This is a genomic window from Novosphingobium sp. (genome assembly GCF_019748365.1).
Classification (GTDB): Bacteria; Pseudomonadota; Alphaproteobacteria; order Sphingomonadales; family Sphingomonadaceae; genus Novosphingobium.
The window spans coordinates 1-2,625 of sequence record NZ_JAIEPN010000168.1 but is presented as its reverse complement, the minus strand read 5'-3'; the positions used below and the strand labels follow the sequence as shown (position 1 = coordinate 2,625).

The window sequence follows — 2,625 nt, the reverse complement described above, 5'->3', positions numbered from 1 at the left end:
CGTCTTCTTCGCTGCGCGTTTTGCGCACATTGGCATCGCTCAGATAGAGCCGGGAAAAGGGAATAAGCATCGTGGTCACTCCTGATGTGCACCCGGCAATCACCCGGGCACACATCCCCTCCCCCTCCCCTTCTGATATGCGGTTCACGCAGGCCTCGGGGTTACTCGTTGTCGCCGCGCGAATGGAAAGCGTGGCATGCTCCGGATTTGGAGCGCGCGGCTCGTCAGAGGTCAGAATGCCGCAATTGCTGGATGCTCATGTGGAGGCGATCCTGGGATCGCCACAATTCGCAGCCCGAGCAGACCGATTCGGGTGACGACCGCAGCTCAACCGCTCGCGGCTGCCAGACTAGCCTGATAGTTCGGCCCGAAGCGGACATGCCGCTTTCGGGATGGCGCATCGGCCCAGCTCATGGCCGGGAATGGGTGGATAGCTGCCGCTGGCACCAAGCCTTGTGATCCAGACGGTTTTGCACCATAGCGCCCGCATCGACGGACCTGCGGTATCGCGGGTGGCTCGGCCCGGCGCCTATCCCCGGGACAATCCGGCACCTTGCTGCCGATGATCGTATCTGGACTGCATCATGACATTCACTGCCACGCTTCGGCGCGACTGGCTTGCGAACCCGCGAGCCGACATTCTGGCCGGCATCGTCGTAGCGCTTGCGCTCATTCCCGAAGCTATCGGCTTCTCGATCATCGCCGGGGTGGACCCGCGCGTCGGGCTGTATGCCTCGGTCGCGATTGCGATCATCATTTCCTTCACGGGCGGGCGGCCCGGCATGATTTCTGCTGCGACCGCAGCCGTGGCGGTGCTGGTCGTGCCGCTGGTGCGCGATTACGGGGTCGAATACCTGTTCGCCGCGACCATTCTGATGGGGATCATCCAAACCGTAGCGGGTCTGCTGCGGCTTAATCTGGTGATGCAGTTCGTCTCGCGCTCGGTGATCACCGGCTTCGTCAACGCGCTCGCGATCCTGATTTTCATGGCCCAGCTGCCGCAGCTGACCGGCGTGACCTGGCAAGCCTATGCGATGGTCGCTGCCGGACTTGCGATCATCTACCTCCTGCCACGCCTCACTACCGCGATCCCGGCGCCGTTGGTGGCGATCGTCATCCTCACGATCCTGGCGGTGGCGAGCGGCGCCCCGGTCAACACGGTCGCCGACATGGGCAACCTGCCCCAAGGCCTGCCCAGTCTGGTCTGGCCCGATGTGCCGCTGACGTGGGACACGCTGCGGATCATTGCGCCCTATTCGGCTGCGATGGCGGCGGTGGGCCTGCTCGAATCGCTGCTGACCGCGCAAATCGTCGACGACATGACCGATACCGGCAGCGACAAGCGCCGCGAATGCGCCGGGCAGGGCACCGCCAACATCGCCGCCGCGCTGGTCGGCGGCATGGGCGGGTGCGCGATGATCGGGCAATCGGTGATCAACGTGACGTCGGGCGGACGCGGGCGGCTCTCCACCTTCACGGCGGGCGCATTCCTGATGTTCCTGCTGGCGGTGCTTGGGCCGTATGTGGGGCAGGTGCCGATGCCCGCGCTGGTGGCGATCATGATCATGGTGTCGATCAGCACCTTCAGCTGGAATTCGATCCCCAACCTGCGTCGCCATCCGTGGCCGTCATCGGTCGTGATGCTGACCACGGTCGCGGTGGTGGTGGGCACGCACGACCTGTCGTTGGGCGTGCTGGCGGGCGTGCTGCTGTCGGGCATCTTCTTTGCGGGCAAGGTGCAGCGGATGTTCGGCGTGGAGCGGAACCTGTCCGAAGACGGTCAGACCGCGCATTACCGTGTGCGCGGCCAGATCTTCTTCGCTTCGGTCGAGCGGTTCGTGGCCGCAATGGACGTGGCCGAAACCGCGCCCAACGTGGCCATCGACATGACCGCGGCGCATTTCTGGGACATCTCGGGCGTCGCCGCGCTCGACAAGATCGTCGCCAGATTGCGGCGCGACGGGCGCAACGTCGACGTGGTCGGCTACAACCGCGCCAGCGCCGACATCGTGGACAGGTTCGCTCTGCACGACAAGACCGGGTTCGAGCTTGGGGTAAGCCCGCACTGACCTGACAATGTCCGATTTGGGGTCGTTTCCTGAATGTCGGCTGCTGGCAAGAAACGCGCAGAAGCTGACTGGCAGGTTCCGTCACCATAAGCCGAACGGCAGGAAGCTGCCTTCGTTGAAAAAATCTGCCATTTAGGAACCGACCCAAAGCGGTCATAGGGAGGGATCACTAAAAGGCGAGAGGCGGTTTAGCCATGCAGCCTGTTTCGAGCCATGGTGCGAAAACGCCCAGTAAGCCCTCTTAGATCACCCGCAGCAGAGTAGGCGGCGGGCACCACCAGCAACGTCAAGAATGTGGAAGTGGTCAAGCCGCCGATGATGATAAAGCCCATCGAATTGCGCCACTCAGCGGCATCCGACTGAGCTAGCGCGACTGGCAGCATCCCGAATACCGCCGCCAACGCTGTCATCAGGACGGGCCGCAGACGTTCGGGCGCTGCCTTGCGCATCGCCGAGGCGGGATCCATGCCTGCGTCCCTATACTGGTTGGCGAGATCGACCAGAAGGATGCCGTTCTTCATCACAATCCCCATCAGTGCAATCATGCCGATCTGAG

At 63.4% G+C, this 2,625-nt stretch carries 2 protein-coding genes and 1 other annotated feature; of the genes, one reads left to right on the top strand and one right to left on the bottom strand.

The features are described from left to right. Window positions 1-491 precede the first annotated feature (491 nt). Window positions 492-546, top strand: a sequence feature (sul1 is cis-regulatory element that is thought to sense ions involved in sulfur or methionine metabolism; They are found in Alphaproteobacteria). A gap of 38 nt (window positions 547-584) precedes the next feature. Continuing rightward, complete coding sequence (locus tag K5Q19_RS18325; RefSeq protein WP_292948227.1) at window positions 585-2,069, top strand: SulP family inorganic anion transporter; 1,485 nt, start codon at window positions 585-587, stop codon at window positions 2,067-2,069. Window positions 2,070-2,257: 188 nt separating this feature from the next. On the opposite strand, the gene K5Q19_RS18320 is transcribed toward K5Q19_RS18325, so the two are convergent. Then, window positions 2,258-2,625, bottom strand: a 368-nt coding sequence (locus tag K5Q19_RS18320; RefSeq protein WP_292948225.1) for an efflux RND transporter permease subunit, incomplete at its 5' end; no start/stop codon positions are given.

Bases quoted from the DNA above. Each gene is read 5' to 3' on its own strand.
- K5Q19_RS18325 (WP_292948227.1), top strand. From the start codon at position 585: ATGACATTCACTGCCACGCTTCGGCGCGACTGGCTTGCGAACCCGCGA.